General features: G+C 61.1%; 26 protein-coding genes and 1 tRNA gene. 9 read left to right on the top strand and 18 right to left on the bottom strand.

All coding sequences use genetic code 11. From position 1 onward, the window contains the following. Window positions 1-24 precede the first annotated feature (24 nt). The 4 genes from WD767_12075 (at window position 25) to WD767_12060 (ending at window position 2,645) form a co-directional block, all read left to right on the top strand. The gene (locus WD767_12075) at window positions 25-465 is read left to right on the top strand and encodes a type II toxin-antitoxin system HicB family antitoxin (protein ID MEX2616822.1); all 441 of its coding nucleotides are present in this window, start codon (window positions 25-27) and stop codon (window positions 463-465) included. Window positions 466-863: 398 nt separating this feature from the next. Next, window positions 864-1,145, top strand: a complete 282-nt coding sequence (locus WD767_12070) for a DUF1778 domain-containing protein (protein MEX2616821.1) — start codon at window positions 864-866, stop codon at window positions 1,143-1,145. 11 nt (window positions 1,146-1,156) lie between these two features. Then, window positions 1,157-1,663, top strand: a complete 507-nt coding sequence (locus tag WD767_12065) for a GNAT family N-acetyltransferase (GenBank protein ID MEX2616820.1) — start codon at window positions 1,157-1,159, stop codon at window positions 1,661-1,663. A gap of 172 nt (window positions 1,664-1,835) precedes the next feature. Further along, window positions 1,836-2,645 (top strand): aldolase/citrate lyase family protein, encoded by an 810-nt coding sequence (locus WD767_12060; protein ID MEX2616819.1) that lies wholly within the window; start codon window positions 1,836-1,838, stop codon window positions 2,643-2,645. 32 nt (window positions 2,646-2,677) lie between these two features. Here the strand turns inward: WD767_12060 and WD767_12055 are convergent, their stop codons facing one another. The 13 genes from WD767_12055 to miaA all read right to left on the bottom strand — a co-directional run bounded on the left by WD767_12055 (window position 2,678) and on the right by miaA (window position 16,254). Next, a complete protein-coding gene (locus WD767_12055) occupies window positions 2,678-3,328 on the bottom strand; it encodes a DUF924 family protein (GenBank protein ID MEX2616818.1) in 651 nt (216 codons plus the stop codon). After that, complete coding sequence (locus WD767_12050) at window positions 3,325-4,488, bottom strand: MFS transporter (GenBank protein ID MEX2616817.1); 1,164 nt, start codon at window positions 4,486-4,488, stop codon at window positions 3,325-3,327. Before WD767_12050 ends, WD767_12055 begins: the two co-directional genes overlap by 4 nt. A 203-nt stretch (window positions 4,489-4,691) precedes the next feature. Next, window positions 4,692-4,767 (bottom strand) — tRNA-Lys (locus tag WD767_12045). A 144-nt stretch (window positions 4,768-4,911) separates the two neighbouring features. Beyond that, window positions 4,912-5,658 carry a YdcF family protein gene (locus WD767_12040; protein ID MEX2616816.1) on the bottom strand — a complete coding sequence of 249 codons (747 nt, stop codon included), beginning with the start codon at window positions 5,656-5,658 and terminating at the stop codon, window positions 4,912-4,914. Window positions 5,659-5,727: 69 nt separating this feature from the next. Then, window positions 5,728-6,873 carry a rod shape-determining protein RodA gene (gene rodA, locus WD767_12035; protein MEX2616815.1) on the bottom strand — a complete coding sequence of 382 codons (1,146 nt, stop codon included), beginning with the start codon at window positions 6,871-6,873 and terminating at the stop codon, window positions 5,728-5,730. Next, on the bottom strand, window positions 6,870-8,762 hold the full coding sequence (gene mrdA / locus WD767_12030; protein MEX2616814.1) for a penicillin-binding protein 2: 1,893 nt from the start codon (window positions 8,760-8,762) through the stop codon (window positions 6,870-6,872). Before mrdA ends, rodA begins: the two co-directional genes overlap by 4 nt. A 1-nt stretch (window position 8,763) precedes the next feature. After that, window positions 8,764-9,282, bottom strand: a complete 519-nt coding sequence (gene mreD / locus WD767_12025; protein MEX2616813.1) for a rod shape-determining protein MreD — start codon at window positions 9,280-9,282, stop codon at window positions 8,764-8,766. A gap of 178 nt (window positions 9,283-9,460) precedes the next feature. Then, the gene (gene mreC, locus WD767_12020) at window positions 9,461-10,345 is read right to left on the bottom strand and encodes a rod shape-determining protein MreC (GenBank protein ID MEX2616812.1); all 885 of its coding nucleotides are present in this window, start codon (window positions 10,343-10,345) and stop codon (window positions 9,461-9,463) included. A gap of 52 nt (window positions 10,346-10,397) precedes the next feature. Further along, window positions 10,398-11,438 carry a rod shape-determining protein gene (locus tag WD767_12015; protein MEX2616811.1) on the bottom strand — a complete coding sequence of 347 codons (1,041 nt, stop codon included), beginning with the start codon at window positions 11,436-11,438 and terminating at the stop codon, window positions 10,398-10,400. 324 nt (window positions 11,439-11,762) lie between these two features. Further along, the gene (ilvC, locus tag WD767_12010; protein MEX2616810.1) at window positions 11,763-12,782 is read right to left on the bottom strand and encodes a ketol-acid reductoisomerase; all 1,020 of its coding nucleotides are present in this window, start codon (window positions 12,780-12,782) and stop codon (window positions 11,763-11,765) included. Between the two features lie 59 nt (window positions 12,783-12,841). Beyond that, window positions 12,842-13,375, bottom strand: a complete 534-nt coding sequence (gene ilvN, locus WD767_12005) for an acetolactate synthase small subunit (protein MEX2616809.1) — start codon at window positions 13,373-13,375, stop codon at window positions 12,842-12,844. Further along, entirely contained in the window at window positions 13,375-15,141 is a 1,767-nt protein-coding gene (locus WD767_12000; GenBank protein ID MEX2616808.1) for an acetolactate synthase 3 large subunit, read from the bottom strand. Before WD767_12000 ends, ilvN begins: the two co-directional genes overlap by 1 nt. 156 nt (window positions 15,142-15,297) lie before the next feature. Further along, window positions 15,298-16,254 (bottom strand): tRNA (adenosine(37)-N6)-dimethylallyltransferase MiaA, encoded by a 957-nt coding sequence (gene miaA / locus WD767_11995; protein MEX2616807.1) that lies wholly within the window; start codon window positions 16,252-16,254, stop codon window positions 15,298-15,300. A 403-nt stretch (window positions 16,255-16,657) separates the two neighbouring features. Here miaA and WD767_11990 point away from each other — a divergent pair, with 403 nt between their 5' ends. Together WD767_11990 and WD767_11985 are read left to right on the top strand one after the other, a co-directional pair. Further along, the gene (locus tag WD767_11990) at window positions 16,658-17,446 is read left to right on the top strand and encodes a PEP-CTERM sorting domain-containing protein (protein MEX2616806.1); all 789 of its coding nucleotides are present in this window, start codon (window positions 16,658-16,660) and stop codon (window positions 17,444-17,446) included. A 192-nt stretch (window positions 17,447-17,638) separates the two neighbouring features. Further along, the gene (locus WD767_11985) at window positions 17,639-18,439 is read left to right on the top strand and encodes an enoyl-CoA hydratase/isomerase family protein (protein MEX2616805.1); all 801 of its coding nucleotides are present in this window, start codon (window positions 17,639-17,641) and stop codon (window positions 18,437-18,439) included. 63 nt (window positions 18,440-18,502) lie between these two features. On the opposite strand, the gene WD767_11980 is transcribed toward WD767_11985, so the two are convergent. The 3 genes from WD767_11980 to WD767_11970 form a co-directional block, all read right to left on the bottom strand. Next, window positions 18,503-19,723 (bottom strand): glycerophosphodiester phosphodiesterase family protein, encoded by a 1,221-nt coding sequence (locus tag WD767_11980; protein MEX2616804.1) that lies wholly within the window; start codon window positions 19,721-19,723, stop codon window positions 18,503-18,505. 128 nt (window positions 19,724-19,851) lie between these two features. Further along, the gene (locus WD767_11975) at window positions 19,852-21,012 is read right to left on the bottom strand and encodes a glutathionylspermidine synthase family protein (protein MEX2616803.1); all 1,161 of its coding nucleotides are present in this window, start codon (window positions 21,010-21,012) and stop codon (window positions 19,852-19,854) included. An 11-nt stretch (window positions 21,013-21,023) separates the two neighbouring features. Continuing rightward, on the bottom strand, window positions 21,024-21,572 hold the full coding sequence (locus tag WD767_11970) for a DUF1190 domain-containing protein (GenBank protein ID MEX2616802.1): 549 nt from the start codon (window positions 21,570-21,572) through the stop codon (window positions 21,024-21,026). Window positions 21,573-21,716: 144 nt separating this feature from the next. On the opposite strand from WD767_11970, the gene WD767_11965 reads away from it, so the two are divergent. From WD767_11965 to WD767_11955, 3 genes are all read left to right on the top strand, one after another. Then, window positions 21,717-22,172 carry a peroxiredoxin gene (locus tag WD767_11965; protein ID MEX2616801.1) on the top strand — a complete coding sequence of 152 codons (456 nt, stop codon included), beginning with the start codon at window positions 21,717-21,719 and terminating at the stop codon, window positions 22,170-22,172. Between the two features lie 75 nt (window positions 22,173-22,247). Continuing rightward, window positions 22,248-22,574 (top strand): NIPSNAP family protein, encoded by a 327-nt coding sequence (locus WD767_11960; protein MEX2616800.1) that lies wholly within the window; start codon window positions 22,248-22,250, stop codon window positions 22,572-22,574. A 142-nt stretch (window positions 22,575-22,716) separates the two neighbouring features. Beyond that, on the top strand, window positions 22,717-23,619 hold the full coding sequence (locus WD767_11955; GenBank protein MEX2616799.1) for a hypothetical protein: 903 nt from the start codon (window positions 22,717-22,719) through the stop codon (window positions 23,617-23,619). 50 nt (window positions 23,620-23,669) lie between these two features. On the opposite strand, the gene WD767_11950 is transcribed toward WD767_11955, so the two are convergent. Continuing rightward, window positions 23,670-24,449: a glucose 1-dehydrogenase gene (locus WD767_11950; protein MEX2616798.1), complete on the bottom strand. Its 780-nt coding sequence runs from the start codon at window positions 24,447-24,449 to the stop codon at window positions 23,670-23,672. Between the two features lie 133 nt (window positions 24,450-24,582). Further along, window positions 24,583-25,218 carry a glutathione S-transferase N-terminal domain-containing protein gene (locus WD767_11945; GenBank protein MEX2616797.1) on the bottom strand — a complete coding sequence of 212 codons (636 nt, stop codon included), beginning with the start codon at window positions 25,216-25,218 and terminating at the stop codon, window positions 24,583-24,585. Window positions 25,219-25,560: the final 342 nt, after the last annotated feature.

Here is a 25,560-nt window from a genome sequence, read left to right as displayed (position 1 = left end):
TGACCGAGATTAGGGACACATACGATGACTACGAAGTATCTCTACCCCGTAGACCTCTCCCCTCCCTCCCCCCGGGACATGCGGGTGACCGCCCGCATCTCCGACCTCGAAGGCTGCGTCACGGACGGCGCGGACAGTGCCGAAGCGCTGGCGGAAGCCGCCGATGCGCTGGAGGAAGCGCTCGCCGTATTGATTGCCGAAGGCAGGGACGCGCCCGCCCCGTCGCCTGCGCGCGGACGCCCCTGCGTCGCGCCCGGCACGGTGATCGCGGCGAAGGCCGCGCTGGGCGCGGCGCTGCGTGCGTCCGGATTGTCGCAATCGGCGCTGGCCCGTCGCCTGGGCGTCGCCGAAGGCGAGGTGCGCCGCATGCTGGACCCGCGGCACGCCACCAAGATTGGCCGGCTGGAAGACGCGCTGGCCGTGCTGGGCCGTCGGCTGACCGTGACGGTGGGCGACGCCGCGTAGGCATCCGGGGAAAGACCGAACCGCCGGACCATCGCAGGCGGGTGGGAAAAGCACTGTGCAAAATAAATGACCCGACCCCGGCGACTTTCGCATCACCGAATGCCACACCATTAACACTGCCTGGCAATGGGCAGCGGTGAACATTATTTACGGAATTGTGCCGACTGTTCGCTGATTATTGCCGTCCTTTGTCGTTGCCAGATGGGAAAATACGGTTCTGCTGATAATACGGTTCTGCTGATAAATAGTGCCCTGTCGCCGGTTCTGGCATGATCGCTGGAACGGCATCCCTTCTGGACCGGGGACGGACCATGGCGGACCGGCTTTAACGATACTCCTTGAAATGTGCTCCATTTGTGAGTACACTATAAAACGTATTCGAAAAAAGGAGGACGGCCATGCCCCGAGCGGCGGAAGCCAAGGATGACCGGCTGCAGGTGCGCCTCGACGCCGGGTCGAAGAGCGTGCTCCAGCGCGCGGCCGGCTACCGGCACAAGACGGTCAGCCAGTTCGTTCTCGCGACGGCACTGGAAGAGGCGGAGAAGGTCATCCGCGAGAACGAGATCGTCACACTGTCCGGTCCGGACTGGAAGGTCTTCTATGACGCTCTGACCAGCCCGCCGGCGCCCAATGCGGCGCTGCGCAAGGCGTTCGCCAGATACAAGAAGGCGGCCGGTTGAGGCAGACACATTTGCCATGGCAGATAGCGCCGCTCAATAGCAAGATCCATGACCGGGCGGCCTTCTCGTGCGGCGCTGCTGAACTCGACAATTACATCCGGGATTATGCTTCACAGGACGTGAAGAGGGATGTCGCCCGCGTCTTCGTGGCCATCCAAGCCGACGCGCTGAAAGTCTGCGGCTACTACAGCCTGAGCGCCACCAGCTTTCAACGGGACAGCCTTCCGGCCGACCAGGCGACGCGTCTGCCACGCTATCCCGTGCCGGCGGCCCTGCTCGGTCGGCTGGCCGTCGATGACAACATAAAGGGCAGAGGGCTGGGTGTTTACCTGCTCATGGATGCCCTGAACCGCATCCTGCTCGCAACGCAGACACTCGCAGTCCACGCGGTGATTGTCGATGCGAGAGACGACGTGGCCGCCGCGTTCTACCGCAAGTACGGTTTCATCCCGTTCACGGGCGAAGGCCGGCGGCTGTTCCTGCCGATGGCGACGATCCGGCGGTTGGCCGACGGATGATCGGCGCAGGATCGTCCCGGTTCCGCGCCGGGATGCCGGGTAAGCCGTCCCGTCCCGGCGGCCGCATCGGGCGTATTGCCACAATGCCGTCGGTATCCGAGACTCGCATGAAGGGCGGGCGCGGCGACGCGCCCTGCACGACACCTACCTGCGGCAGGGAGGCCGGACAGCCATGAAAGAGAACAGCATTCGGCGCGCGGTGCGCGAGGGGCGGGCGGCGCTGGGCACCCAGTTGAAGGAGTTCACCTCGCACGGTATCCCCTGGATCATCCAGGAATCCGGTTTCGATTATGTCATGATCGACCACGAGCACGGCGCCTTCGACATAGAGACCATCGCCAGGCTGGCGGGCTGGTTCCAGGCGACCGACGTGTCGCCCGTCCTGCGCCTGCACAAATCCTTCATGCACATGATCCCCGGCATCCTGGACCAGGGGATCATGGGCATCCAGATCTCGGAGGTGAACAACGCCGAGGAGGCGCGGGCCATCGTCGAACTGGCCAAGTATCCGCCCATCGGCAATCGCGGCCTGTCGGGCCAGGGGCCGCACACGCAATACAGGAGCTACGGCGCTCGCCACGCGACCGAATACGCACCCTGGGCGAACGAGAACATCATCCTTTGCCCGTCCATCGAGTCGCTGGAAGGGCTGAAGAATGTGGAGGCCATCGCCGCCGTCGACGGGATCGACATGATCGCCTACGGGCATTCGGACCTTAGCGCCCAGCTCGGCGTGCATCTCGATCTGGAGCATCCGAAGTTCAAGGCCGCCATGAAAAAGATCGTGGACGCCTGCAAGGCGAACGGCAAGATCGCCCGCGGCTCGGCCGAAACCGAGGCGCAGATCGCGGAATACTGGCAAATGGGGTGCCGGGCGCTGAACCTGCCCGGCAGCGACGTCAGCACCTATCTCGACGGCCTCAAGGCGCGGGCCGCCCGCGCGAACACGCGGCTGAAAGCCATCGGCGTGCCGACGCCCTGAAGGGGAAGCGAGGCGATGCCGGCGAACCGGTGTCATCCGGGGGCGGTACGTGTCCCCGCGTCAGGTATCGCGCCTTGCCCGAATCGTTCTTCATTCCCGGCCAGGAACTGTAATTCCGCCTCAGTGCTATTCCGGCCAAGGATATGGTTTCGATGCGGAAAGCGCCCGAAGCGCGCGACGATATCCCGATGCCGGCGCCATCCCGTAATACTGCGCCGGATATAGGTCCGCCATTCGCGCGGCGCCGCCTTTTCGAGATCGCGCAGCAGCAGTACCCCGTTGTCCTGGTCTTCGATGCGCTCCGAATGATGGAACGGATGGTAAAGCCAGATGCGGCAAACCGGGTGCAGGTTCCGGTCAAGTTCCGCGGCAATGGCGCGGCTTACGACGTCGAAGGCATATTTATCGCCCGACCAGGCGTCAGGCGTGTGCCGGTACAGGTTCCGGGTGAACTGGTCGAGCAGCAGAATCAACGCCAGCGCGCCGTCAGGGGTTGTCTGCCAGTCCTGGAACGCGCCCCGGCAGGCCTGCCGGACGAGCGCGCCGAACCGCTCCCCGATCGCCGCGTCGACCGCCGGTCCGCCATCATACCACCAGTCGCGGCGCGCCATTGCCGCCTCCGGATTTTCCAGCGCGGGACCCAGCCAGAAGGCGATAATTGCCGGGACGGTTTGGGTGCTCACGCCGTCGCCCGGCTGTTCGGCAGCAGGAAGACCACGAAATTCGCGGCAAACATGATTGCCGCAATGAGGTAAAACACCTCCGTCAGCCCATAGGCGTCCGCAATCGCGCCGCCGATCAGCGGCATCAGGACCGACAGGCCCGCCTGGGTGCCGAACAGCAGGCTTGTCGCCGAACCGCGCACTTCCGGCGGCGCCATGTCCATCATCCAGCTGTGAATGACCGGGCGGACGGCATAGAGAACGAACCCGAGCACGGCCACGGCGGTCACATAGACCACCGCATTGTCGACAAAGGTCAGGCCGGCAATGATGATCGTCGTCGCGGCAATGCCCGACATCACGACGGGCCGCCGCCCGACCCTGTCGGACAGGATCCCGGCGATGGGTGAAACAATCACGCCGCCCAGATGCATGCCGGCAATCGCCGCGCCAAGCATTACCGGGCTCACCTTCATGACATCGGCCAGATACAGCGGCAGAAACATCAGCAGGCCATTCTGCGCCATCGAGCGTAATGCGGCCATCAGGCAAAGGCCCAGCACGGCCTTGCGCCGAACCAGCCCGCCCAGATCCGTCAGGTAGGACCGCAGGCCAGTCACGGACCCGGTACCGGGTTGCTTCTTCGTATCTCGGGGCAGCAGATAGAATATGAAGATTGCCGTTACGACGAAGACCGGCAGGGCGTTTGCCACCGCCGACCCCTGCCACGACCACCAGGCGATCGCGGCGCCCGCGGCCAGCGGCGCGATCATGTCGCCAAGGCTCGCGCCCGTCGCATGAATTGACAGGGCATAGCCCCTGTTATCGGGATATTTTTCGGAAATAAAGGCCAGCGACGGCGGATGCCACAGATTGTTCGTTGCCCCGATCAGCGCGACCATGGCGCACAGCACCAGATACAGGCTCGTGAAACCGAACATCATGAGCGCCAGGCCGCCGACCAGCAGCGAAAGGACCTGAAAAACGACCCGCCGGCCGGTCATGTCGACCACCGCGCCGCTGCCGATATTCGCGCAAAACGAACTGACATGCAGGATGGAGACCAGCAGCCCCGCCTGGGTGTAACTCAATCCCAGATCCTTCGTCATGAAAGGCAGCAGGACGTAGAACGTTCCCGCAACCCAATGCGTCGCGCCGTGACCCAGTCCGATCAGGAACATGGGACCCTGGTTTTTAAGCTGAAAAACGGATGCTGAACTGGACAGGGTACCCTCCCATTGCCACAACCCGAAACTCGGGAAAATTTAGCCGCAAACAAGAACCATCATATCCGAAGACGCGATGCGTCCGGCAGGTGTCTTGCGCCGTCAATTATCCGACAAAATAAAGGCTCAGACGTTTCCGTCCAAACCTTTGATTTAATTGGTGGGCTGTACAGGATTCGAACCTGTGACCCGCTGATTAAGAGTCAGCTGCTCTACCAACTGAGCTAACAGCCCCCAAAACACCGGCAATAGTCCCGGGCTTGAATTGCCGCGCCGTCGCAGGTCCCTGTAAACAGGCTCCGCTCCGACAGGCGCGCCGGGTATAGCAAAGCGGTTGCGGTTTGTCGATAGCGGGGGAAGAAGCGGAAACGCCCCATATCAGTCGAATTTGACCGCCCGATACCAGATCAGGCCCATCATTTCGTGAAAGGCGTAATAGCTGTTCAGCAACGCTTTCGCCGACGGGATGAAGATACTCGGCCCGAATTCCATTGAGTCGGTATTCGTGTAGCCCGCCGCAATCGGCCATACGGTGAAGCCGGCGGCGCGAAACGCCGCGATGGCCCGAGGCAGGTGCCATCCCTGTGTGGCGACATATACCGACCGAACGCCCAGCGGTAGCAGGATAGCCGCACTGAACGTTGCGTTTTCCAGGGTGGTCGCCGATTTGTCCTCCACCCAGGCGGCATCCGTCCCGAAATCGCGTCGCAGCGAATCAGCCATCAGCCTGCCCACGGGCGGGCGGCTTTCATGTTTTCCGCTGCCGCCGGTCACGAGGAGGGGGAGGCCGGTTTCCTGTTGGCGCCGGACCGCGAACCGCAGGCGGTCGAGCGTCATGGCGTCGACGGTCACGGGGCTCCCTTCCGGTAGCAGGGCCAGATAGCCGGCGGAGAGCACGACGATGGCCTGTGGCGGGGCCGCCTGCGGCCCGGGCGCCTCGATGCCGGCTTCCAGCATTTTCAGCAAATGGGATGAAACGAACGGGATGCTCAGCAGATAGAGGGCAACAATCCCCGTTGCCATCAACACCGATCCCGCACGGCGCCGCCGCAGCAGATAACCTGCAAGAACAATGACCAGCAGGTTCGCCGGCGGCAGCGCGAATCCTTTGATCAGGTCATACATGGAGGCGGATAATCACTTCGCCGTCATTGGCGTCATTCCGGAACGACGCGTCAATGCCGCGGTGGGATCTCATCGTCCCTCGCCGCTGCGTCCCATGCGAACGTCACGATGGATATAGACGCAGATCATCAGGCCGAACCCGGCCATCACCGTCAGCATTGCTGTCCCGCCGTATGAAATCAGCGGCAGCGGCAGGCCGACGACAGGCACAAGGCCCATCACCATCGCAATGTTTATGAAAACGAACAGGAAGAAGGTGAAGGTGACGCCAATGGCGACCAGCCGGCCAAAATGACTGCTGCTGCGCAATGCGATGGCGACGCCGTACAGGCAGAGAACGGTATAGAGGCTGAGCAGCCCCAGCCCGCCAACAAGGCCGAATTCCTCCGCGAGCATGGTGAAGATGAAGTCGGTCTGCTTTTCCGGCAGGAAATTGAGATGGCTCTGCGTGCCTTCCATGAAGCCGCGGCCGAACATGCCGCCGGAACCCAGTGCGATCTTCGATTGCAGGATGTGATACCCGGCGCCCAGGGGATCGCGTTCCGGCGTCAGAAAGGTCAGGATGCGCTCCTGCTGATAGGAGTGCAGGAAGGTCCAGCCGACAGGCACCGCCGTCGCGCCGACAGCAACGACCAGTGCGAATTTCCACAGTCGCACGCCGGCGGCGAAGAATACGGCGCCGCCGCCCATCAGAATCAGCAATGCCGTGCCAAGGTCCGGCTGGCGCAGCACCAGCGCGAAAGGGATGCCGACAAGCGCCAGCGGCGTGATCAGCGTGAGTGGGTTGCTGATATCCTCGATATTGAGGCGATGGAAATAACGAGCGAGCGCCAGAACCAGGGCGATCTTAACGAATTCGGAGGGCTGAATCAGGAAAAACCCGAGATCAATCCATCGTTTTGCACCGCCTTTGATGACACCGGCAAATTCGACGCCCAGCAGCAGTATCAGCGTCAGCCCGTAGATGAGATAGGCGTAACGCATCCAGATCCGGATATCGATCAATGCGATGCCGATCATGAGGATGAGTCCGACCCCGAAGCGAACCATCTGCATCGACGCCCAGGGCGTGAAGCTGCCATTGGCGGCGGAATACAGCATGGCGAAGCCGATGCCGGCGACCAGCACGATCAGCAAGACCAACGACCAGTTTATCTGCCAGAGTTTCCTGGTCAGCGTTAACGGCGTGGCGTGTCGGTCGTTGCCGGAAATCATAACGGCGACGCCTTTTCGGACCCGCCGGAATCCGCCACCCGGCCGGGTGCATTGCGTCTGGCCGAGCTGCGGCGTTGCGCTTCTTCCAGCAGGGCACTTGCTATGGGCGCGGCCGCGGTGGATCCGCCACCGCCATGCTCCACGACGACAGCCACCGCGTATTGCGGTGCGCTGACCGGCGCGTAGCCGACAAACAAGGCGTGATCGCGTTCCTTCCAGGGCTTTTCTTCGTTCTTGCGGACGCCGCCGTCGCGTTCGGCCATGCTGATCCGACGAACCTGAGACGTGCCGGTCTTGCCCCCCATCGCCATGGCCGGGTCCGTGATGCGCGATTTCCTGGCGGTACCCTTCGGGTGGTTCACGACCTGGTCCAGCGCTTCCATGACAGTCGTGCGGGCAATCTCGGAAACGCCGATATCGGCGAATTCGGGCGCGGCGAACGACTCCTCGCCCGCGTCATGCGGGGCGGGTTGTAAAATCAACTGCGGCGTCACCGCCTTGCCGCCATTGACCAAGCGCGCGGTCATCACCGCGAGTTGCAAGGGTGTGGCAAGAACGTAACCCTGGCCGATGGCGGCGATGAGCGTTTCACCCTTGTGCCAGGGCTCGCCGTAGGTCGCCTGTTTCCAGGCGCGGCTTGGCATCAGCCCGGCCTTTTCCTCTGAAAGTTCGAAGTTGAACCGCGACCCCAGGCCCATTCGTTGCGCCATCTCGGATATGCGGTCCACGCCAAGTTTCAGGGCCAGATCGTAAAAATAAACGTCACATGATTCGCGGATGGCGCCATGTATATCCATATGGCCGTGACCGTGCCTTTTCCAGCAATGGAACTGCCGATTGCCGAGCCTGGTGACGCCGCGACAGAATACCCTGGAATCGGGATCGATCCCGGCTTCCAGCGCCGCAAGCGCGACGACAATCTTGAAGGTCGACCCTGGCGGGTATTGCCCCGCAATTGCCTTGTTGGTAAGCGGCGCATAGGGGTTTTGGACCAGTTCGCGCCATTCCTCGCCTTTCATCCCCTCGCTGAATGCGTTGGGATTAAAACCGGGCGACGACACCATGGCCAGGATATCGCCGTGATGCACATCCATGACGACGGCGGCCGCGCTGCGTTCCCTGGCCAGGAGGTCCGCGGCGAAGGTCTGTAGCGTGGAATCGAGAGTCAGCAAAATTTCCGATCCGGGTTGCCCTTCGTCACGTTCCAGTTCACGAATGACACGCCCGACAGCGTTTACCTCTACCTGGCTGTTGCCCGCCTTGCCGCGGAGGGCTGTATCGAAAAACCGCTCGACCCCGTGCTTGCCGATACGGAAGCCTGGCAATTCCAGTACCGGGTCGCCGGTCAGGTCCTTTTCGGAGACGGCGGCGACATAGCCCATGACGTGGCTGGCTACGCTACCCAGCGGGTAATAACGCGACATCCCGACATCGATACTCACGCCGGGCAGGTTGGGGGCATTGACTTCCAGCCGGCTGACTTCGTGCCAGGAAAGGTTCTCGCTTACCGTTACCGGCACAAAGGCGCGGCGGCGCTTGATGTCCCGCAGGATACGATCCAGGTCGAACGAGCCGGGGTCGAGCAGATTTTCCAGCCGAACCAGCGTCGCGGCAACATCGTCGACCTGCTCGCGAATAATGACGACCCGGTAATTCTGGACGTTTATCGCCATGGGAGCGCCAAACCGGTCTGTAATCTGGCCGCGCGGCGGCGCGAGAAGCCGCAGGTTTATGCGGTTTTCCTCCGCCAGGGTCCGGTACCGATCGGACTGCAGCACCTGAAGATAGTACATCCGCGCGCCCAACCCGGCGAACAGCGCCAGTTGCCCGCCGGTCAGCAAAGCGGCGCGGCGGCTGAATATCTTTTCGCGCGACTTGTCCAATGTCACGTCACACGGTCTCCTGCGGAAGCGAACGCTGGATCCGGACAAACAGCCATGCGATTGGCGGATACAACGCGACCGTCATGAAATACCTGAAATAGACCGGCTCGAGCGAAACAATCGTTTCCAGGAAAATCGACATCAGCGCCCATTCGATCAACTGTGCGGCGGCGGCGACGACCATGAATCCCCACCAGATGACTGCAAAGGACTTGTTATAGAAAAACCGTCGCTGGCTCACGCAGAGACCGAAGACCCCCAGCAGTATGAATGCGTTCAGGCCCAGCGGCAGGCCGGCCAGGATATCCTGGAAAAGGCCGATGGCGAAAACGGCGGTCGCAGGCAGTAGATCGGTCCGATGCAGCGACCAGAAATAGACCGACATCAATGCCAGCATCGGCATGACAAAACTGGCCTCGGGCAGGCGAAGCGGCAGGACACTGACTATGACCATGCATAATGTTACCAGTACCGGAGTCATGTTGCGCAACAGGACGTCGAGTTGTCGCCAGATTGTCGTTTTCATCGCTTCGACAAGGTCCCCCCTAAATTTCTGGCCGGATCATCATCAATGCAGGTCAGCAAAATTTTTATCGTCCGCACGCACCGGAACATCGGAGCCTCGCTTCAAGTCCCGGTGCGCGACCGGCGGAAACGCTTCGAAATCGAAGCCCGACATGCCGAACCGGAAAGCCGGCGGGCGACTAATCCGCTTTCGTCGGCGTATCGGTCCGGCGAGGGGCATCGTCCAGCAATCCCACAAGTCCGAAATCCATTATACGCACATATTCCAGTCGATTGGACGAAACAAACGTCTCGACGCGGATCTCATTCGGACCGGCCCGGGCGACGATACCGACCGGCAGGCCGGGCGGAAATACACCGCCCTGTCCGGATGTCACGACACGCGCGCCAACCGGCACATTCGCATTCGCGTCCAGATAGGCGATTTTGGGTTGGCTTGTGTTGTCGCCGGCCAGAACGGCCCGTTCGCGGTCGGCGCCGATCACAACCGGGATACGGCTGTTCAGGTCATTGATCAGCAGGATACGTGCCACACGCTCGCCGGTATCGACGATCCGCCCGATCAGGCCCTCCCCGACGACAACCGGCAAACCCTTGCGGACGCCGTCGCGCCGCCCGGCATTGACAAGCATGGTGCGGACGAAGGACCCGCCGGTTTCGGCGATCACCCTCGCCGAAATGAATGTTGCCTCCGGCGAGGGCACGTAGTTCAGAAGATCATGGAGACTCGCGTTCTCCGCCGCCAGCGTGCGCGCGGCGGCCTGCCATTGCAGCAGCCGGGAATTTTCCTGCCGCAACGCCACGTTCTCTTCTCGCAAATGCATCAGATGCCGGGCTTCGTCGACAATGGCGGCGCCGGTCGCGACCGGTTTCGATGCCGCGTCAAGAATCGGCGCAGACGCGTCGGTGACCCAGATGCGGGCGCGGTCGAAAATTTTCGGATCGGCCTTGCCGACCATCAACACGGTTCCGGCGGCGAGCAGCAGAAACAGAAATGCAAATCGCTGCGCCAGTGCGCGCAATGGCGCGGTAACCCGTTGAATTGATTCAGGCCGCTTCGCCAATTGTCAGCACATCCCTTGCCGGCCGGTTTTCCGGCGCTTCCGCAGGCGCGAATCAGTCATTGCTGATCAGCACGGTTTTGAGCGTTTTCATTTCTTCCAGGCAACGGCCGGTTCCCAATGCAACGCAGGATAACGGGTCATCGGCAATGGAGACCGGCAATCCGGTTGCATGCCGTAGCACGAAGTCAAGATTGCCAAGCAGCGCTCCGCCGCCGGTCAGCACGATGCCCTTGTCGACGATATCCGCCGCAAGTTCCGGCGCCGTGTGCTCCAGCGCGACCTTCACTGCTTCGACGATGGCGCCGACCGGCTCCGCGAGGCTTTCGGAGATCTGCCGTTCGCTGATGAACAGTTCTTTCGGCACGCCATTCATCAGGTCGCGACCCTTGATTTCCATGATATTGCCTTCGCCTTCCTCGGGCGGGCAGGCGGAACCGATTTCCTTCTTGATCCGTTCGGCGCTGCTTTCGCCGACCAGCAGGTTATGGTTCCGCCGGATATAGGCGATGATGGCTTCGTCCATCTTGTCGCCGCCCACGCGGACCGAACGGGAATATACGATACCGCCGAGCGACAGAACCGCTACCTCGGTGGTGCCCCCGCCGATATCGACAATCATCGAACCGGTCGGTTCGGTGACCGGCAATCCGGCGCCGATCGCGGCCGCCATGGGCTCCTCGATCAGAAACACCCGGCGTGCGCCGGCGGCTTCGGCGGAATCCTCAATGGCGCGGCGCTCGACCGCTGTTGATCCGGAAGGCACGCAAACGATGACCTGCGGGCTCGCGAAGCTGCGGCGGTTATGCACCTTGCGGATGAAATGCTTGATCATTTCCTCCGCGACCTCGAAGTCGGCAATGACGCCGTCGCGCAACGGCCGTATCGCCTGAATATTGCCGGGCGTTCGGCCAAGCATCATTTTTGCTTCGTCGCCGACAGCCAATACCTGCTTTCGGCCCTTGATTTCTACTATGGCGACGACCGACGGTTCGTTCAGGACAATGCCGCGACCCTTTACGTAGACCAGCGTATTGGCGGTCCCGAGGTCGATTGCCATATCGGCGGACAACATACCGAGAATGCGTGAAAACATGGTTACCGACTTACCCCCAAAATTCCCCGATTGGAATACGGACAGGACGCTGGAAAACGAACTTCCCGTATCTCCCCCGACGGCCGGATTATCACTGTCTGTACCTGTTCAACTGTATCGGGTCACTGTAATTATGCCCGAATTTCGTTAACGTATAGTAATCATTTAGAAGAATAAAGGAAAACGCATATATTCGATAAAGAGTCAGGGATGCGAGCTTTTAAAACGTGGGCCGGATGCGTCTCGCCGCACCGTCAGTTTAAGACGCCCGTGACGCAAGAGGCGTTGCGGGCGTCTTAAAATCCGCTGCAAACGTTTGCCGGATCAGTTCTTCGACTTGTCGACCAGCGCGTTCTGGGCGATCCACGGCATCATGCCGCGCAGGCGCGCACCGACTTCCTCCAGCGAATGCTCGCTGGACAGCCGCCGTTCCGCCTTGAGCCGCGGCTGGCCGGCGCCGCATTCGCTCATCCAGTTGGAAACGAACTTGCCCTGCTGGATATCAGCCAGAATGCCCTTCATGGCTTTCTTGGTGTCTTCGGTAATGACCCGCGGGCCGCTTTCGTAATCGCCGAATTCCGCCGTATTGGAGACCGAGTAGCGCATGTTCGCGAGGCCGCCTTCATAGATCAGGTCGACGATCAGCTTCACTTCGTGAACGCACTCGAAATAGGCCATTTCCGGTGCATAGCCGGCTTCGACCAGGGTTTCGTAGCCCGCCTGGATCAGCGATGTCAGTCCGCCGCACAGTACGGCCTGTTCGCCGAACAGGTCGGTTTCGCATTCTTCCTTGAAGGTCGTCTCGATAATGCCGGCGCGGCCGCCGCCGATGGCGCTGGCATAGGACAGGCCGATATCGTGGGCGTTGCCGGACGCATCCTGGTTCACCGCGATCAGGCAGGGAACCCCCGCGCCGCGCTGGTATTCGGAGCGGACGGTATGACCGGGGCCCTTCGGCGCGATCATGAAGACGTCGATATCCGTGCGCGGTTCGATGAGGTTGAAATGAATTGACAGGCCATGCGCAAACGCAATGGCCGCACCTGACCGCAGGTTGGGGCCCAGTTCGGTTGCATACAGGTCGCGCTGGATTTCATCCGGCGCCAGCACCATCACGACGTCGCCCCATTTGGCGGCATCGGCGGCGGTCATCACCTTGAACCCCGCACCCTCTGCCTTCTTGGCCGAGCCGGAGCCCGGGCGAAGCGCCACGGCAACATCCTTGACGCCGCTGTCGCGCAGATTCATCGCGTGGGCATGACCCTGGCTGCCATAGCCGACAATAACGACTTTCTTTCCCTTGATCAGGTTGACGTCGGCATCACGATCATAATAAACGCGCATGGTATCTCTTCCCCGTTAAATGGATAAACATCGCCGCAAGCGGCATTACAAAAGCGCTTTTAAAGGACCTCGGACCCCCGGGCAATGGCGACGGCGCCGCTGCGGGCAACCTCCACCTTGCCCAATGCGCGCATCAGGTGGGTAAACGAATCGATCTTTTCCTTCGACCCCGTCACTTCGAAGACAAAGGACTCCGTTGTCGTGTCGGCGACGTTGGCGCGGAAGATATCCGCGATCCGTAACGATTCGCGCCGCGCCTCGCCCGTGGCGGCGACCTTGATCAGGGAAATCTCCCGTTCGATATACGGGCCCTCCTCGGTCAGGTCGTGCACGGCGCTGACCGGCACCAGCCGGTGAAGCTGCGCCTTGATCTGGTCGATGATCATCGGCGTACCGGAGGTCACCAGCGAAATGCGGGATTGTTGTTCGTCCTCGCTGATCGTCGTGACGGTCAGGCTTTCGATATTGTAGCCGCGGCCGGAAAAAAGGCCGACGACACGGGCCAGGACGCCGGGTTCATTGTCCACGATAACGGCCATGGTGTGTCGCTCGATCACATCTGATCCGATCTTGTCTGGAAAAATGCTGGCCATCAGACCAGCACCATGCCGTCTTTGGAGACAGGATTGGCGTTCTTGTCCGCGGTATTCAGCAGCATGTCGTTATGCGCCGCGCCCGACGGGATCATCGGAAAGACGTTTTCCGCCTGGTCGACGCAGATATCGGCGATGATGGGGCGCGGCGTACCGATCATCTCGTCGATGACGTTGTCCAGTTGCCCCGGGTTTTCCGCCCGCAGCCCGACGCCGCCGAAGGCCTCCGCCAGCTTGACGAAATCCGGCAGCGCTTCGGAATAGGTTTCCGAATAGCGCCCGCCATGCAGCAGTTCCTGCCATTGCCGGACCATGCCCATGTATTCGTTGTTAAGGATGAATATCTTGATCGGCAGCCGGTACTGTATCGCCGTCGCCAGTTCCTGGATGTTCATCATCGTCGACGCCTCGCCGGCGATATCGACGACCAGCGCATCGGGATGCGCCAGTTGCACGCCGACCGCCGCCGGCAGGCCGTATCCCATCGTGCCCAGCCCGCCGGAGGTCATCCAGTGGTTCGGTTTCTCGAAATGGAAATGCTGCGCGGCCCACATCTGGTGCTGGCCGACTTCGGTCGTGATGAAGGTTTCGCGGTCCAGCTTCTGCGTTGCCTGGTACAGCCGTTCGATGGCGTATTGCGGCTTGATGACCTTGTCGGAATGCTCGTAGCTCAGAGACTTGATCGACCGCCAGCCGTTGATCGTATCCCACCAGGTATCCAGGGCCTTGCCGTCGGCGTGGTGGTTCCTGGCCTGCCAGATCGCGAGCATGTCTTCCAGCACCGAAGCGACATCGCCGATGATCGGCACATCGACCGCCACATTCTTGTTGATGGAGGACGGGTCGATATCGATGTGGATGATCTTCGCGTCCGGCGCGAAGGCGTCCAGTCGCCCGGTGACCCGGTCGTCGAAGCGCGCGCCGACGCAGATCATCACGTCGCAGCCATGCATCGCCATATTGGCTTCGTAGGTGCCGTGCATCCCCAGCATGCCGAGGAACTGCCTGTCCTTGCTCGGAAAGGCGCCGAGGCCCATCAGCGTCAGGGTGCACGGAAAGCCTGTGGTGCGGACGAATTTGGTCAGCAGTTCGCTGGCGCGCGGGCCGGAATTGATGACCCCGCCGCCGGCATATATGATCGGCTTTTTCGCTCCGGCCAACAATGCCGCCGCCTTCTCAATGGCCTGCGGCGCACCCTTGATCTGCGGCCTGTAGGTCCGGTGCTCGACCTTTTCGGGCAACTCGTAATTGCCTTCGGCGAACTGGATGTCCTTCGGCAGGTCGATAACGACCGGCCCGGGACGCCCGGTTGACGCCACGTGGAAGGCCTCGTGCATGATGCTGCCCAGCCTGTCGACGTCCTTCACCAGGTAATTATGCTTGGTGCAGGGACGGGTGATGCCGGTGGTGTCGCATTCCTGGAAGGCGTCATTGCCGATAAGGTGCGTTGGCACCTGGCCGGTCAGGCACAGGATCGGGATCGAATCCATCAGCGCGTCGGTCAACCCGGTCACCGCGTTGGTCGCGCCCGGGCCGGACGTCACCAGCACGACGCCGACCTTGCCGGTCGAACGGGCATAGCCTTCCGCCGCATGGACGGCGCCGCCTTCCTGGCGAACGAGAATGTGACGGATGCGGTTCTGCTGGAAAAGCGCGTCATAAATCGGCAGCACGGCACCGCCGGGATAACCGAATACGACTTCGACACCCAGGTCCACCAGGGACTTGATGACGATTTCCGCTCCGGTCATTTTTTCGCTAGCCATGATCCTCTCCATCGATTTCGAAACACGGCGCAATGTCGTCTCGCGACAGACATCGCGCTGCCCCGGTCGCACGAACCGGCAGCGTTTCGGTCGCCGTTCTCTCTGCTATGTCATTTTTCCGGACCCTATGACCGGAAAGGCGGCGAACATAGGAGTTCATGTTGCGGGGGTCAATAGGTTTTGGCGAATAAATGAAAAGATTTTATCGCTTAATTTTTCCGAATATTTCGTTGGAAACGATACTTCAGCAATAATCTGATTGGCGAACCAAGTTGATTGCCGTTTTGCGTAGCGTCGGGTTGCCTGCTGCGCAGCGGCAATCGCTTCGTCGAGCGTAATCTCGCCGGCAAGGTGGCGCAGGAAGTCCGGTACGCCGAGCGCCTTCATTGCGGGCAGCGCCGGGTCGATCTCCGACCGGCGCAGCGCCGCGACCTCGGCCAGGACGCCTTCGGCTATCATGGCTTCCAGCCGCGCGTCGCATGCCGCGTATAATTCGGCGCGGGGCGGCTGCAGCAGGATCGTCGCAAACCGCAGCTCCGGCGGCGGGCCCGCCGCCGGGATTGCCTGCCACTCGGATAGCGGCCGACCCGTCGCTTCATATACCTCCAGCGCCCGGGTGATGCGCTGGCTGTCACCGCGCGACAGCCTGGCCGCGGTGACCGGATCGACCGCTTCGAGTGCGGCAAATGAGGACCGCAGCCCATCCCGTGCGAACCGCCCCCTTATGGATTTGCGGACCGGATCGGGGATTTCCGGTATGGGGGACAGTCCGCCGGTCAGCGCGCGCAGATACAGCCCCGTGCCGCCGCAGATGACGGGCAGCCTGCCTGCATTGTGGGCCGATGTGATTTCTGCGACCGCCATGTCGCGCCATCGCGCCGCCGAACAGGTGTCGCGCACCGACAGCACGCCGTACAGCCGGTGTGGCACGCGGGCCTCGGCTTTGGGGTCAGGTCGCGCCGTGAGAATCCGCAATTCCCGGTAGACCTGCATGCTGTCGGCATTGATGACGACGCCGTCGAATTCCCGTGCGACCGCCAGCGCCAGCGCCGATTTTCCACTCGCGGTGGGTCCGGCGACGATCAGAACAGGCGCCTCTCCACGGGACGTCATGCGGGTACCCCTGTCTTTCCGTTCAGGCGTGTTGCAGCTGGAGTGTGCATCTCTCGGGTGTTCCCAAGGCAATCAATCGGCACTTAACCAATGTGTCGGAAAAATTTACACATTGAGACACAACACACAAAGCTCCCTAAGTAGTTGAATTATAGGCAACGATAGTTCCGCATTATAGCATTATGAATGTGGTTGCCCGCCTCAGTGACGGAATTTCTTACAGATTTGCCCGCTCTTAAAAACGGGATACTTAAAATAATTGATTAAAATCAATGAATTGAGATTATGGCCTATGAATTGCTTGTATTGTTGAAATCGCAAGGCCGAAGCTTGGGAGCACCCGGTTTTTGGCAACATTTCAACCAATAATAGGAATGTAATAATGCATAAGGCAATAACAGGAATGCTTACAGCCGTCGGGATCGTGTTCGCGGCCGGGTCGGCACAGGCTGTGGTTTCATTCGACGACGATGTAACCAGTAACGCGATCTTCGGTAGCGGAAACGATAATGGCTCGTTTACGGTCGATCAGGACAACGGCATTGAACTCGGTCTGCGCGGCAAGCTGCGCTTCAACGAGAGCAACCTGCCGGAAAATACGTTTAACAGCAACGGCGACGGCACTTACACGTTCTTCGCCGGCACACCGCCGACGGGTTTCGGCTTCGCGCCGAATGCGCCGACGACGCCGGTCTGGAACTTCGAGTGGTCGATCAATTCCAATTTCGACTCATCGGGTGACGCTCTCGACCAGTTTTTCTATCGTTTAAGCCTCGATTTCGATCCTTCCGCAGGAACGAATTTTCTGTCATTCGATCCGATAAACGTGATCTTTGCCGATCATTCCATTGGTACCAACGCAACGGCTGCCGGTGCGGGTACGGAAGCGGCGGATGCCACGGAATATGCCGGCCTGATCGCCAACAACAACCTGGCGCAGAATTCCTGGAACATGGAATTCTTCAATGACTTCCCGTTCGATACCTTCGACCCGAATGCGCTTGGCACGTATACGTTTCTGCTCGAGGCTTTTGACGGCGATCCGGACGATCAACAGTCACCGCCGAATCTGTTGGCCAGTACGGAAATCGATATTATTGTTACCTCCGTTCCGGAACCGGGCACATTGTCGCTGCTCGGGCTGGGTCTGATCGGTCTCGGTATCGCCGCACGGCGTCGCCGCAAGGACTGATCCACGGACATAATACGGACGGAAATGTTCGCAATCATAGACGCTGCTGCCCGCACCCGCTGGCAGCGGCGTTTCTGTGTTCAGCGTCTGCTGTCTTTCGGGCCGGCCCGCTCTTGTCCGCGATGCCGCATTCTGTTCCAGTAACGGTTGGTGTGCCTGCGGGCGCATCGCTATCCAAGGGGGAAGACCACAATGACAGAAGCCAGCCTCGAAGACCTCGTATCCTATCAGTGCGAGGACCAGATCGCGACCATCACGCTGCACCGGCCGGAGAAGCTCAACGCCTTCAATGACGAACTCGTCAGGGCGCTGGACCTGCGCCTGAAGCAGTTCGATTCCGACCCGGACGCCAATGTCGCGATCATTTGCGGCGAAGGGCGGGCCTTTTCCAGCGGCGCCGATGTGCAGCAGCGCCAGCTGCGTAGTAGGGAGGAATTCCAGAAACTCGGCGGACCGCAGGGCCATGGCGCCAGCTCCCATGACCTGCTGGTCAAATCGGTCAACTGGAAACCGGTGATCGCGGCGCCGCATGGCTATGTGCTGGGGCTGGCGGTGGGGATTGTCTTCGAATGCGACCTGGTTGTCGCCGAGGAAGGCACGAAGTTCCAGATCACCGAAACCTCGCGCGGACTTGGGGCGGCGAAATACTGGGGGCTGCTCGATTTCCGCGGCGCCGCGGCCTTCGGGACGGAAATGGCGCTGACAGGGCGGTTTTTTGCCGCAGAGGAAGCGAAGGAAGCCGGGCTGATCAACCGTATTGCGCCGAAGGGAACCTATCTGGACGTCGCGCGGGAACTGGCGCAGGACGTTAATAAAAACCCGCCGCTCAGCGTGCGGGCGACGGTGCGGGCGCGGCGCTGGTACATGCACCGGCGCAGCGAGGAAATGCTGCATATGAGTGCGCCGCTGAAGCTCTATCTCAGCGAGGATTTTCAGGAGGCCGCCAGGGCCTTCGCCGAAAAACGCCCGGCGGGTCCGTTCAAGGGGCGCTGATCCTGCGTTTTTCCGCGTCCGTCCCGGGTGCCGAAGTCGTTTCCGGCAGCCGGGTGACGTATCTCAGTCCAGACCCAGGCAGTTGGCGTAATAGGTTACCGTCGCGGGCCAGTCGGAGAACACGCCTTTTATGCCCACGTCCTGCGCCAGCACATGGATCAGTTCGAACGTGGCGCCGTCGGACTTCACGGCTTCCCGGATCGACTGGTAATACCAGCCGCCCCCGCTTCCCAGCGGTCCGGACCGCTCCAGTGTCCAGGTGACGATGTTGAGCCCGGCGGCCCTGGCTTTCCTTGCATAGGGGGAGGGAACAATCCTTCCGTCTTCAAGGGTGACCAGCATCCAGATCGGCGGGCCGATGTAATTGACGCCCATCTGTTTCAGGGCCGTCATGGACGGATCGAAGGTTTCAGGCTTCATCGGGTCGAAACCCGCGGCGGTATCGTACCGGTTGTCCAGATAGACCGCCTGCCTGCCGAACTCGGGTTCGTTGCGGATCCAGTACAGCACGTCATCCAGATTGAAAGATTGCGGCCATACATCTTCGGGCGGCACCCCGGCTTCCTTGTATTCGTCGATCATCTTCTGGGCGTAGTCTTCCTGCGTAAAGCCGTCAAAAGGCATCTTCACCGCAGGCGCTTTCAGTTCCGGTGTGAATTTCGCGCCAAGCGACCGGATCAGCCGGATCGACTCCGCGTGGGTCAGCAGCGTGCCGGCACTGGATGCGTAAAGATCGGTACGCCAGTTTGCCGTACCGTTCATGTAATCATGGACATCGGTCGCCTGTCTGTTGGCGGCATCCATCTTGCCTGTCAGCGTGCGGAACTCCGCCAGCGTGATGTCGCTGGTCCGGCACTCCGCGGCTGCAGGCATGCCGAAAAAAGAGGCGGCGAAGGGTTTCGTGCATTTCTGCGCCAGTGGCGTCGCCAGGATATTCGTCGTGGCGTGAAGGTCGTTCTGCGCGTGGCGGCAGACGAGTTCCCGGTCCTTCGTGAAGGTAACGTCGCATTCGAGTATGCCCGCACCCATCCGCGCGGCCGCCCTGTGGGATTCCACGGTGTGTTCGGGAAACATCAGGGGCGCACCCCGGTGTCCGATGGAAAAGAGTTTCCGCTCGAAACGCCTGTCCGCGCAGGCCAGCAGCCTGTTTTTCAGGGCGCCGTCCGGCATCCGGTCGATCAGGAAATAGGGTCGCGGGCCAAGTTCGATTTCGGCGGCTGTCGCGCCGGTCGCGCCCGGCGTCAGAATGGCAAGCGTGGCGGCAATGAATATGGCTCTCAGCATGACGGGCATCCGATTTTCCCTGTTCACGTTACTTTGCGCGACCGCGAAGCGTAAAGACGGGCAATGATGCTTTATTATTGCTGTGTGACGGCTGGTTTACGCCGGTTGACCGGCGGCGGCTTTTCCGGTCAGTCCCGGATCACATGCGGCAGGAAGCGCGAGCTGTCCCTGGTTATCGGCGAATCGTCTTCCCGGATGCCGATTCCGCAGGGCTGGCTGGCGACCAGCCATGACCCGATGACGGTATGATTTCCCTCGAAAACCGGGAGCGGATGCAGGGCCTGCACAATGAATCCCTCGTCGCCATAGGGTCCGTCGACGGTCAATGTTTCCGTGCCGGGCCGGACCATTTCGATATTGCCGCCCTCGCGGGAAAACAACGGCTTGCGCACATAGCCGCCTTCCAGACTGCCGGCGCGCGGATCGTCCGCGAAAAAGGCGGGCAGCAGGTTCGGATGTCCTTCGAACATCTCCCACAACAGCGGCAGCAGGCCCTTGTTCGCCAGGATTGCCTTCCAGGCCGGTTCGATGAAGGTGACGCCGCTGCCGGGGACGGATTGGCCGAAATCCTCGGTCATGATCCATTCCCACGGGTACAGCTTGAACAGGGTGGCGATGCCCATGTCGTCCAGGTCCGTGAAATGGCCGGCGGCGTCGATGCCGATGTCTTCCATGTGCAGGAACGCCGTTTCCAGCCCCGCCTGCATCGCGCATTCCTCGATATAGCGGACGGTGCCTTCGTCTTCGGGGGTGTCCCTGCAGGACGCCAGATGCAGACGCCCTTCGATACCGAAATTGCTGAAGGCCTCGATCAGGCGTTCGTGGATGGAATTGTACTGGTCGCACCCGGTGGGGACGATATCGCGCGCCATGGCCTGTTCCAGCCAGAGCCACTGAAAGGCGGCGCTTTCATACAGGGAGGTCGGCGTGTCGGCGTTGTATTCCAGAAGTTTCGCCGGTCCGTTGCCGCCATAGGACAGGTCCAGCCGTCCATACAGGTTGCGTTCCCGGTTCAGCCAGCTGTTGCGGACATAGTCCCGGAAACCCTCGGGAATCGCCAGCTTCGCCATGATCTCTTCGCTTGCGATGGCGCGCTCGACCACCTGGAAGCACATCTTTTCGATTTCCCCGCTGGGGTCTTCGATATCGTCTTCGATCTGTTTCAGGCTGAACCGGTAGCAGGCGGTTTCGTCCCAGTAGGCGGCGCCGTACATGGTGTGGAAACTGAAGCCGAGGGCCTCGGCCTGCGACTTCCAGTCGTCCCGTTCCGTAATGGATATCCGCTGCATGGAAAAGGCCGTCAGCCGCCGAAGCTGCGGGACCCTCCCGTGAACGCGCGGGCGGACGCGCCGAAACCGTTGCGGCGGATCGTGGTGGTCTTCGTGGTCGGCGCCTTGGCCACCTGCGCCGGTACCTGAGTGAGGCCGGTCTTCCCGGCAACCTTCTGGTTGTCGCCCGTGCGGAAGCTGCCGCGGTCGTCGTTCGACCGGTACAGCGGCTGTGTGGCGACACGCGAGTTGTTGGCCAACATGCTGCCCATCATGTAGCCCATCATCAGCGGCATGAAGACGGACCCGCCATCCTGCGTCGTCTGCGGGGCGATCTCGCATTGCGCCGCGCCGAAATCCGCCTCGCAATCGGCGGCGGATGTGTATTTGGGCGCCACGCGGATATGCTCCGCCGCCGCCTGTTTGAAATTGGCCTCGCAGGTCTCGCGGTCGAACCCGGCCTCGTTCTGGCATTGCTCGACACTTTCGAAAACCGCCACGTTTTCCGGATTGTCGCAGGCTGCCAGACTCAGGGCGCTTGCGCCCATCAGGGCCAGCTTCAGGGATCTCGATCGTTTCATGGCGTTCTGCTCCGGCGATAGGTCGTGTCGGAATGATGCCGGAAGTGTATGTCTCCCGTGCATCGCTTTCCAGACCTTTTACCGGCAAGGCGTGTGATGTACGATGTCCCCGCAAGTCACCATACGTAACCAGAAGGGGAAACCATGCCGATGATAGCGGAAGGGGCAAAGGCGCCTGCCTTTACCATGACCAACCAGGACGGAGCCGCAGTATCGCTGGACAAATTTGCCGGCAAATACGTGCTTCTGTGGTGGTATCCAAAAGCCGACACACCCGGCTGAACTGTTGAAGGCAACGGGTTCCGTGATCGAATCCAGGAATTCAACGACTGCAATGCCGTCATTCTGGGCGTCAGCTTCGATTCACCGGACGCGAACCGCGCGTTCCGGGAAAAGTTCGACTTTCCATACGACCTGTTGAGCGACACCGGGAAATCCGCCTCCGTCGCCTATGGCGCGGCGGCCGGAACCGACGCCGAAAAGGCGACCCGGGTGTCGGTGCTGATCGGACCGGACGGGAACATTGTTAAAGCATACGCCAAGGTAACACCGGCCGAACATCCCGATCAGGTCATGGCGGATATAAAAAGTCTCGGCTGAGTCGCCGGGGTTGCGGGCCGGACAGATAAACGGTCCGCAATCCCGGGGCAGCTAAATTCTCACGGGGGTCAATACATGATTTACGAATTGCGGGTCTATCACTGCATTTCCGGCCGGTTGCCGGCGCTGTTGAAGCGTTTCGACACGATCACGTTGAAAATCTGGGAACGGCACGGCATCAAGCAGGCCGGTTTCTGGACCGTGCTGGTCGGCGATTCCAACCAGGACCTTTATTACATGCTGGAATGGGAATCGCTGGCGGATCGCGAAAAGAAATGGAACGCCTTTCAGGCCGATCCGGAATGGCACACAAAACGCGCGGAAACGGAAAAGGACGGCGCCATCGTGGCCAGCGTGTCCAATTCGTTCCTGCAGCCGACGGCGTTCTCGTCGGTCAAATAGCGTGCTGGACAGGGGCTTTTTCGGGCGGCACGCCCGGCGATCCCGCGCGACATGTTGATTTTCGGGCGTATTGGTTGGTAGTGTTCGGCCAGCCATAACTTCGTTCACAAGTTTCATTCAGCCTGTTCAGGAGGGCTCGATCATGTTGCGAAAAGGCAGTCCAGTTATCGAAGCCGGTGCGGTGACCTTTACGGTCGAACAACAGCAGTGGGATGGCAATATTCACAGCCACCCCGATCAGGGCGTGATTCTCACGGTGCGCGGCGAAGTCGACGGCGCGGACACCGCGTTGCTGCAGTTCAACTGTTTCGATGTGGAGCACAGTTATATCTATGCACCGGAAGGCAGGGCGAAAAAATGCTGGATCGATCCGATCACGGATGGCAACGCGATCGGCTGGAGCATCCGGACATTGCGCAAGAACCTCAAGGCCATGCTGGCGGCGGCCGGTTTCGAACCCGTTGGCAAGAAGGTCGACATGAAGCTGGTCGGCAGGAAGCTGGATGAGGTCGATGCCGCGGCCCGCGACCAGTTTTTCAACAAGCGCGGAACCGTGAAACACAATCGCGGCACCGACATTTTCGAAGCGGGCAATATCCGTTTCGGGCTCGAATTGCGCACGCTTGGCGACGATGGCGGGCTGGCGATCCACGTGTTGTCGGACGTGGTCGGCAAACCGAGCGACCCCTTCGCGGAGGAAACCGAAATGCTCGCCTTCGACTGTTTCAGGAACGCGCCGCATTATCATTACGGCCCGCGCAACAAGAACCACCGGATCTACTGGGACAAGACGCTGGTTCCCGATCAGCTGGAATGGACGCTGGATGTCCTGAAGGCGCGCAAGTTGCGGCAGATGATTTCCCAGGCCGGCTATCCCGGCGTTGCCGCCGATCTGGACGAGGAAATCATCGCCTCCGTGCTGCCCGCGCTGGAAGCCCGGGCGCGCGAGATGCAGCCGAAGGCGAAGAACGTCACAAAGCTGAAGCCAAAGGCAAAGGCCAGGGCGAAGTCGAAGGCGAAGCAGAAGCTTAAAAAGGCCGCCTGACCGCCCCGCTTACGGCGACAGGGAATACCTGGCGGTCTGGCTTCCTGTGTTCAGCAGGGGACCAGGCCGCCATCGACGTTATAGGCTTGGGCGGTAATATTCCGCGCGCCGGGCGAGGCCAGAAAAACCGCCATCGCGGCAATGTCCGCAGGTTCGTTGGCGCGTCCGATCGGGATCGTTTTCAGTGCATTCTGCCGCGCTTCCGCCACGGATACGCCCTGCTCCTTCGCCTTGATTTCGGCGATGGCGTCACCCATCGGCGTGTTGGTCACGCCGGGGCAGATCGCGTTGATATTGATATTGTAGCGGCCGAGCTGTTGCGCCGCCGTCTTGGTCAACGAGATCACGGCGCCCTTGCTGGCGGCGTAGGCGGCGTTGGATGTGTTGAGATAACCGCGCCCGGCGATTGACGCGATATTGATGATGCGGCCGCCGCCCTGTTCGATCATCACGCGCGCCGCGCCTTGCAGGCAGAAAAACACCCCCCGCGCATTCACCGTGTGGATGCGGTCCCAGTCGTCCTCCGTCAGGTCCATGATATAGGCGCGGCGCGTAACACCGGCATTGTTGACGATGACGTCCAGCCTGCCGAATTCCGCGACGGTCGTTGCGATCATCGCGTTGATCGACGCGACTTCGCGGACATCAACCGCCACCGGCAGGGTTTTGACCTGATAACCGGCGGCTTTTTCGGCGATGCGCCGGGCCGCGTCGAAATCGATATCGGCCGCGACGATGGTTGCGCCGGCTTCGGCCATGGCTTCGGCGATCGCCGCGCCGATGCCGTTACCCGATCCGGTGATCAGCGCCACCTTGTCTTTCAGAATCATGTTCCCCTCCCGGAAACGTTCTGTCGCACTGTAGCGACCGGTCCGGGTTTCCGTCCAGCGGCGGGCAGGACCCTATAGCACATCAGTTTTGAACGGAACCGCGACAGGTTCCGTTCAAAACTGTGAATCCGATCTAATGTTCCGGCGTTTCTGCCGGCACGGTTGCCTGCATGGCGGGCCGCTGCGAGAACCCTTCATACCATTGCGCCAGACGGGGACGGTCGGGACGGAAATCGTCCAGCCAGTCGCGCCAGTCCTGATAGCCGCAGGCGATGCCGGCGGTGATCTGCGCGAGGTCCAGCGGACCATCCAGCGCCGCCGCGCGCAATTCCAGATGATCGAAACAACGGGTTATCCGGTCGCGCTGCTTGGCGAGGAATCCCTGCGACACGCCGGCGGTCGGCCGCAGCAACTCCGCCCGCATGGCGACCTGCGCTTCCAGGATGCCGTCGGCGACAGCATAGAGCGACCACATGCGCCACTGGTCCGGGCCTTCGGGAATGATGCCGGCTGTGGGGTTGAGACTGTTCAGGTGCAGGCAGATCAGCGTCGAATCGCCCAGCGGCACGCCGTCATCGGTCACCAGCGTCGGGATGCGCGCCACCGGGTTCGCCGCCGCCAGGCCTTCGGTAAACGGGACGGTGGCGTAGCCCCAGTCCAGCGGCCAGGCGGTGGGCGCGATGTCGATACGATCCCACAGTCCCAGTTCGCGCGCGGTGACACAGACCTTGCGGGTGAACGGCGACGCCGGCGTCCAGAACAGTTTCATGCGGATGGTTCCACAGCGTTACCTGCACAATGTCGTAAAGCCAGGATTCCGAGGGCCGGGTGCGGGATGCAACCTGCCCGGCCAGCACGGCCTGTACGTCCGGTCTGGTGATCCGCAACCATTACAATGAAACCGGTTAATGGGCGCAAGGGACGAATGAAGGCGGGTCATCGGCCATAGTGTGGACAGTGGTCGGCAGCCAGCAACTCTGGGGCGATTCCTGGCCGACGGAGCGGCCGGAGTACGTTCTGCCATGAGAGGCGGCTGTATACGGCGCGCTCGAAAACAATGCACTGACAATCATCTAGGCGGCCTCCCCGACGGATGCGACAGTTTCGTTTG

This window comes from Alphaproteobacteria bacterium (assembly GCA_040905865.1).
Classification (GTDB): domain Bacteria; phylum Pseudomonadota; class Alphaproteobacteria; order UBA8366.
This window is presented reverse-complemented; position numbering and strand designations above follow the sequence as displayed.

Coding starts and splice junctions, on each gene's coding strand:
- WD767_12075 (MEX2616822.1), top strand. CDS start 25: ATGACTACGAAGTATCTCTACCCCGTAGACCTCTCCCCTCCCTCCCCC.
- WD767_12070 (MEX2616821.1), top strand. CDS start 864: ATGCCCCGAGCGGCGGAAGCCAAGGATGACCGGCTGCAGGTGCGCCTC.
- WD767_12060 (MEX2616819.1), top strand. CDS start 1,836: ATGAAAGAGAACAGCATTCGGCGCGCGGTGCGCGAGGGGCGGGCGGCG.
- WD767_12050 (MEX2616817.1), bottom strand. CDS start 4,488: ATGTTCCTGATCGGACTGGGTCACGGCGCGACGCATTGGGTTGCGGGA.
- WD767_12040 (MEX2616816.1), bottom strand. CDS start 5,658: ATGTATGACCTGATCAAAGGATTCGCGCTGCCGCCGGCGAACCTGCTG.
- rodA (MEX2616815.1), bottom strand. CDS start 6,873: ATGATTTCCGGCAACGACCGACACGCCACGCCGTTAACGCTGACCAGG.
- mreD (MEX2616813.1), bottom strand. CDS start 9,282: ATGAAAACGACAATCTGGCGACAACTCGACGTCCTGTTGCGCAACATG.
- WD767_12015 (MEX2616811.1), bottom strand. CDS start 11,438: ATGTTTTCACGCATTCTCGGTATGTTGTCCGCCGATATGGCAATCGAC.
- ilvC (MEX2616810.1), bottom strand. CDS start 12,782: ATGCGCGTTTATTATGATCGTGATGCCGACGTCAACCTGATCAAGGGA.
- ilvN (MEX2616809.1), bottom strand. CDS start 13,375: ATGGCCAGCATTTTTCCAGACAAGATCGGATCAGATGTGATCGAGCGA.
- WD767_12000 (MEX2616808.1), bottom strand. CDS start 15,141: ATGGCTAGCGAAAAAATGACCGGAGCGGAAATCGTCATCAAGTCCCTG.
- miaA (MEX2616807.1), bottom strand. CDS start 16,254: ATGACGTCCCGTGGAGAGGCGCCTGTTCTGATCGTCGCCGGACCCACC.
- WD767_11990 (MEX2616806.1), top strand. CDS start 16,658: ATGCTTACAGCCGTCGGGATCGTGTTCGCGGCCGGGTCGGCACAGGCT.
- WD767_11985 (MEX2616805.1), top strand. CDS start 17,639: ATGACAGAAGCCAGCCTCGAAGACCTCGTATCCTATCAGTGCGAGGAC.
- WD767_11980 (MEX2616804.1), bottom strand. CDS start 19,723: ATGCTGAGAGCCATATTCATTGCCGCCACGCTTGCCATTCTGACGCCG.
- WD767_11975 (MEX2616803.1), bottom strand. CDS start 21,012: ATGCAGCGGATATCCATTACGGAACGGGACGACTGGAAGTCGCAGGCC.
- WD767_11970 (MEX2616802.1), bottom strand. CDS start 21,572: ATGAAACGATCGAGATCCCTGAAGCTGGCCCTGATGGGCGCAAGCGCC.
- WD767_11960 (MEX2616800.1), top strand. CDS start 22,248: ATGATTTACGAATTGCGGGTCTATCACTGCATTTCCGGCCGGTTGCCG.
- WD767_11955 (MEX2616799.1), top strand. CDS start 22,717: ATGTTGCGAAAAGGCAGTCCAGTTATCGAAGCCGGTGCGGTGACCTTT.
- WD767_11950 (MEX2616798.1), bottom strand. CDS start 24,449: ATGATTCTGAAAGACAAGGTGGCGCTGATCACCGGATCGGGTAACGGC.
- WD767_11945 (MEX2616797.1), bottom strand. CDS start 25,218: ATGAAACTGTTCTGGACGCCGGCGTCGCCGTTCACCCGCAAGGTCTGT.